General features: G+C 64.8%; 4 protein-coding genes and 2 pseudogenes. 2 read left to right on the top strand and 4 right to left on the bottom strand.

The window, feature by feature from the left end; all coding sequences use genetic code 11:
* Both JHD07_RS31900 and rnhA read left to right on the top strand, forming a co-directional pair.
* A pseudogene (locus JHD07_RS31900) lies at positions 1 to 102 on the top strand (homoserine kinase); the annotation flags it as partial.
* Positions 99 to 563, top strand: coding sequence for a ribonuclease HI (gene rnhA, locus JHD07_RS31895; protein WP_291629378.1), 465 nt, complete (start codon positions 99 to 101; stop codon positions 561 to 563). The pseudogene JHD07_RS31900 and the gene rnhA, both read left to right, overlap by 4 nt.
* A gap of 134 nt (positions 564 to 697) precedes the next feature.
* Here the strand turns inward: rnhA and JHD07_RS31890 are convergent, their stop codons facing one another.
* The 4 genes and pseudogenes from JHD07_RS31890 to JHD07_RS31875 all read right to left on the bottom strand — a co-directional run.
* On the bottom strand, positions 698 to 1183 hold the full coding sequence (locus JHD07_RS31890) for a peroxiredoxin (protein ID WP_291629376.1): 486 nt from the start codon (positions 1181 to 1183) through the stop codon (positions 698 to 700).
* A 225-nt stretch (positions 1184 to 1408) separates the two neighbouring features.
* A complete protein-coding gene (locus tag JHD07_RS31885; RefSeq protein WP_291629375.1) occupies positions 1409 to 3094 on the bottom strand; it encodes a long-chain fatty acid--CoA ligase in 1686 nt (561 codons plus the stop codon).
* A gap of 186 nt (positions 3095 to 3280) precedes the next feature.
* A complete protein-coding gene (locus JHD07_RS31880) occupies positions 3281 to 4813 on the bottom strand; it encodes a serine hydrolase (RefSeq protein ID WP_291629373.1) in 1533 nt (510 codons plus the stop codon).
* 188 nt (positions 4814 to 5001) lie between these two features.
* Positions 5002 to 5329: pseudogene (locus JHD07_RS31875) on the bottom strand (glucan ABC transporter ATP-binding protein/ permease); the annotation flags it as partial.

The raw sequence follows: 5329 nt of genomic DNA, 5'->3' as shown, positions 1-5329 counted from the left end.
AGGCCGAAGGACCCGCTGGAATATGTCCGCAAGCTGCGCTTCCACCAGAGCGTGACGAGCGCGCGCGACTATGGGCTGATCCCGTCGGGGCTGGTGGCGTGAGCGAGCGTCCCGTTGTCACCATTTTTACTGACGGCGCCTGCTCCGGGAATCCCGGCCCCGGCGGCTGGGGCGCGATCCTGAGGTTCGGCGACAAGGAAAAGGAGCTGAACGGCGGCGAGCCCCACACCACCAACAACCAGATGGAGCTGATGGCGGCGATCTCCGCGCTCGAAGCGCTGAAGAAGCCGTGCTCGGTCGATCTCTACACCGACAGCCAGTATGTCCGGCAAGGCATCACCGGCTGGATCTTCGGCTGGAAGCGCAACGGCTGGCGTACCGCCGACAAGAAGCCGGTGAAGAATGTCGAGCTATGGCAGCGCCTCGACGCCGCGCTGAAGCAGCACGAGGTTCGCTGGCACTGGGTCAAGGGCCATGCCGGCCACCCCGAAAACGAGCGCGCCGACCAGCTGGCGCGGGACGGAATCGTGCAGGCGCGGTTGCAGCAGCGGGTGCGGGAGTAGGGGACGCTCGCCTCTCCACTCGTCATGGCCGGGCTTGACCCGGCCATCCACGCCTTCTTCACGCAATCAAGAACGTGGATGCCCGGGACAAGCCCGGGCATGACGTCATCCTTTGGAGGAGTTGGGCCAAAAGCCTACAGCTGCTCCAGAAGCGTATCGCCGCCGGACACCTCGACCTTGCCGGGCATCGCCTCGAGGTTCAGCTTCTTGACCACGCCGTCCTCGATCAGCATCGAATAGCGCTTGGAGCGGATGCCGAGACCGTTGGCGGAGGCGTCCAGCTCCATGCCGATCGCCTTGGTGAAATCGGCGTTGCCGTCGGCGAGGAAAATGGCCTCGTCGCGCTGGTCGGTGTCGCGCTTCCAGGCGTTCATGACGAAGGCGTCGTTGACGGAGACGATGGCGATGCTGTCGACGCCCTTGTCCTTCATGGCGTAGGCGTTGAGGAAGATGCTCGGCAGATGCATCTTGTGGCAGGTCCCGGTATAGGCGCCGGGGACCGCGAACAGCGCCACCTTCTTGCCCTTGAAGATATCGTCGGTGGTCTTCACCTGCGGCCCCTCCGCCGTCATCACGCGGAATTTCGCCTCGGGCAGCTTGTCGCCAATCTGGATCGCCATCGTTCGTTTCTCCTTGGAAAGGGCCGGAGCTGTTCTAGAGCATTTTACCGCAGGAGGTAAACGGCATCAAACGGGCGGTGATAGGGGCCGGTTGGCTAATTTCTCGTCATTGCGAGCAAAGCGAAGCATCGACACATGTCGCTGCGGAGGATTGCTTCGTCGCAAGCGCTCCCGGCGGTGACGAAGGGGCACTAGGCGCCCCTTCGGACTGACCGGCAGATTGCCTTACGCGGCTTCGGCCTTCTTCTCGTCCCGCAGCTGCCGGCGCAGGATCTTGCCGACATTGGTCTTCGGCAGGTCGCTGCGGAATTCGATGTGCTTGGGTATCTTGTAGCCGGTGAGCTGCTCGTGACAGAACGTGATCACCGCGTCGGCGGTGAGGTTCGGGTCCTTCTTCACCACGAAGGCCTTCACCGCTTCGCCCGATTTGGAATCGGGGATGCCGATCACCGCGCATTCGAGCACGCCGGGATGGCTCGCGATCACTTCCTCGACCTCGTTCGGATAGACGTTGAAGCCGGAGACGAGGATCATGTCCTTCTTGCGATCGACGATCTTGGTGTAGCCCTTCTCGTCCATGATGCCGATGTCGCCGGTGCGGAAGTAGCCGTCGGCGGTCATCACCTTGGCGGTCTCGTCAGGCCTGTTCCAGTAACCCGACATGACCTGCGGGCCCTTGGCGCAGATCTCGCCCGCCTGGCCGAGCGGGACTTCGTTGCCGTCGTCGTCGCGGATCGAGATGTAAGTCGACGGCACGGGGATGCCGATCGTGCCCGTGAACTCGGTTGCCGTCGCCGGATTGCAGGTCAGCGTCGGCGAGGTCTCCGACAGGCCGTAACCTTCGGCGATGAAGCAGCCGGTAACCGCCTTCCACTGATCGGCCACGGGACGCTGCACCGCCATGCCGCCGCCGTTGGAGATCTTCAGCTTGGAGAAGTCGAGCTTCTTGAAGTCGGGGTGGTGCATCAGGCCGTTGTAGAGCGTGTTCACGGCCGGGAAGCTGTTGACCTGGTACTTCGCCAGCTCCTTGATGAATCCGGGAATGTCGCGCGGGTTGGGGATCAGGAGATTGCACCCGCCTGCGCGCACCGCGAGCAGGTAGCAGGCCGTCAAAGCGAAGATGTGATAGAGCGGCAGCGCACAAACGATCATGAGTTGATCGACATGCGGCGGCGCGGCGAGCGCCGGCTGCAGCCAGGCGTCGTTCTGCAGCACGTTGGCGACGATGTTGCGATGGAGCAGCGTGGCGCCCTTGGAGAGGCCGGTGGTGCCGCCGGTATATTGCAGGAAGGCGACGTCGCCCGGCGACAGCTTCGGCTTGCTGAACGTCATGCCGCGGCCGGCCGAGAGTGCGTCGTTGAAGGCCACTGCGCCCGGCAACGACCATGCCGGCACCATCTTCTTGACGCGGCGGACGACGAGATTGACGATCACGCCCTTGAAGCCGAGCAGGTCGCCCATGCTGGCGACGATGACGTGCTTGACCTGCGTCTTCGCGATCACCTGTTCGACGGTGTGGGCGAAGTTCTCCAGCACGATGATGGCTTCGGCGCCGGAATCCTTGAGCTGGTGCTCGAGTTCACGCGGCGTGTAGAGCGGATTGACGTTCACCACCGCGTAGCCGGCGCGCAGCACGGCGGCGGTCGCGACGGGGTATTGCAGTACGTTCGGCATCATGAGCGCGACCCGCGCGCCGCGCTGGAGCCCGCGGCCCTGCAAATAGGCAGCCAGCGCGACCGACATCTGGTCGAGGTCGCGATAGCTGATCGACTTGTCCATGCAGATGAACGCCTTGCGGTCGGCGAACTTGGTGAAGCTCTCCTCCAGGAGATCGACCAGCGATGCGTATTGGGTCGGCTCGATATCGGCGGGCACGCCGGGCGGATAATGCTTGAGCCAGATGCGCTCCATGGAAACTCCCCTCATCTCACTGAGCCCGTTGCGTCTCGGGCTTGCCTCGTTACCGCCAGTATCCAGCTTGCCGGAACAGGTGGCAAGCCGTCGTGACTTAGGGCAAAGGTCGGGGCGTAGCCACTGGAATCATCGCAAATCCCGTTGCCGCAGGTGCGAAGCGGGGCTGCGGTTTAATGCCGGGTGTTAACTGTTGTTGGCCGGCTTGGCCGCGGCGGGAGGCTTCGTCGCGGCGGGGTTGGTGGCCGCCTTGGGCTTGGCGGGCTTCGCCGCCTGATCGCCGGCCGCAGGCTTCTCTGCAGGCTTCGCCGCCGCATCCGGCTTGGTCGCGGCATGCTTGGCGCCAGCCGGCTTGCTTGCGGCGGGCGTGGTTGAGGAAGGCTTGATTGCGGCCGATTGAGGCGTGGCCGGCTTGGCCGCCTTGCCGTCAGTCTGCTTGGCATCCGGCTTGGCCGCCGCAGTCTTGGTATCCTTGGACTTGTCGGCCGGCTTGTCGGCGGCGTCGGGCTTCTTGGCGACGCGCGACTTCTTGCCACGCGGCTTGGACGCGGCCTGCTGGTCGGCGTCGGCGGCAACCGCCGCGATCAGGGCGGTGCCGGTGCGGGTCGGGCCGGTATAGACCAGCACGGGCTCCGTCGCCGCGGGGGCCGAGGCCATCAGCTCGGAAGCCCTCATCAGGGGCGGCTGGAGGCCGGCGGTAAAGAACGTGATCTGGGCTTCGCCGCCCGTGGCCGAGGCAGATCCGGGCGCGCTGCCATTGGCCGCAATCAGTCCGCCGTCGTCGTCGCTGGCCGGCCGCTTGCGGTGCGGTCCGCACGTCTCGTCGCGGAGGTTCGGCGGTGAGGCGTCGACCGGCACGAGATTTTCGACGGTGCCGAGCGAGGGGCGCAGCCAGGTGAGATTGTCCTGAGCAAAACCGCGCTCCAGCAGCTGTGCGGCCTTCACCGCGCGCGCGGTGCCGGAGCTGGAACCGAGCACCACCGCGATCAGCCGGCGGCCGTTGCGCGTCGCGGATGCCACGAGGTTGTAGCCGGAGGCGCAGATGAAGCCGGTCTTGAACCCATCGGCGCCGGGATAGCGGCCGATCAGCTTGTTGAAATTGCCGGTGACGCGCTTGCCGAAGCGGATCGCCGGGATGTGCACGAAGTACTCGTATTCCGGCAGGTCGCGCAGGAATGAGCGCGCCAGAATGCCGAGGTCGCGCGCCGACGTGATCTGGCCGTCGGCGGGCAGGCCGTTCGGATTGACGTAGCTCGTCTGCGTCATGCCGAGCTTCTTCGCGGTGTCGTTCATGATCGCTGAGAAGCCGTCGACCGAGCCGCCGACGCCTTCGGCGAGCACCACGGCCATGTCGTTGGCCGACTTCACCATCATCATCTTCAGCGCGTTGTCGACGGTGACCTGCGTTCCCGGGCGGAACCCCATCTTCGACGGCGATTGCGAGGCCGCCGTCGGCGATACCGTGAGCAGCGAATCGAGCGTCAGCCTGCCGTCCTTGACCGCCTTCAGCGTCACATAGGCGGTCATGATCTTGGTAACGGAGGCCGGGAACCAGGGCATGGTCGCGTTCTCGGCCTGCAGCACTTTGCCACTGTCGGCCTCGATCAGCAGCAGTGCTTCGGCGCTCGCCATACGCGGCGCGAGCGACGCGGCACATGCGAGGCCCGCGGCGAAAAGGTTGAACAGGGATTTGCGAAGCAGCGGGCGAAGGGCGTGCACTATCCGATTCCGGTCCTTGGAGATCCGCCTGATGAGGCCGGCTCTCGTGGTCTGAGTGTCGGTTCTGAAATCCAGCGCCGCCGCTTGCGGCGCCGCAAACCTATACCGGCTGGTGCGTCGAGAATAGGGGATCTGTGCGGTATTCCGCAACGAAGTAGGCCGAATTTCGACGGTCCTCCCGGGACTTGCTAGGGGGAATTGACGGCTGTCGCGGCAGCCTCGGCGGCCGTCACACTGGCCCGTGCGTTCTCCTGCACCATGAACTGGGCCTTGGCCATCTCGGCGAAATGGCCGCCCTTGGCAACGAGTTCATCGAAAGTTCCACTTTCGATCACGCGCCCATTCTCGAACACCAGGATCCGCGTGGCGTTGCGGATGGTGGAGAGGCGATGGGCGATCACGAAGGTGGTGCGGCCCTTCATCACTTCGTCGAGAGCGGCGTTGACCTTGACCTCGGTGACGGCGTCGAGCGCGCTGGTCGCCTCGTCCAGGATCAGGATCGGGGGGTCCTTCAGC

This window comes from Bradyrhizobium sp., assembly GCF_016462955.1.
GTDB lineage: Bacteria > Pseudomonadota > Alphaproteobacteria > Rhizobiales > Xanthobacteraceae > Bradyrhizobium.
The sequence above is the reverse complement of the archived record's forward strand: the minus strand, read 5'-3'. Positions and strand labels throughout refer to the sequence as shown.

Excerpts from the sequence above, each read along its gene's own strand:
- JHD07_RS31885 (WP_291629375.1), bottom strand. The coding sequence starts at position 3,094 with ATGGAGCGCATCTGGCTCAAGCATTATCCGCCCGGCGTGCCCGCCGAT.
- JHD07_RS31890 (WP_291629376.1), bottom strand. The coding sequence starts at position 1,183 with ATGGCGATCCAGATTGGCGACAAGCTGCCCGAGGCGAAATTCCGCGTG.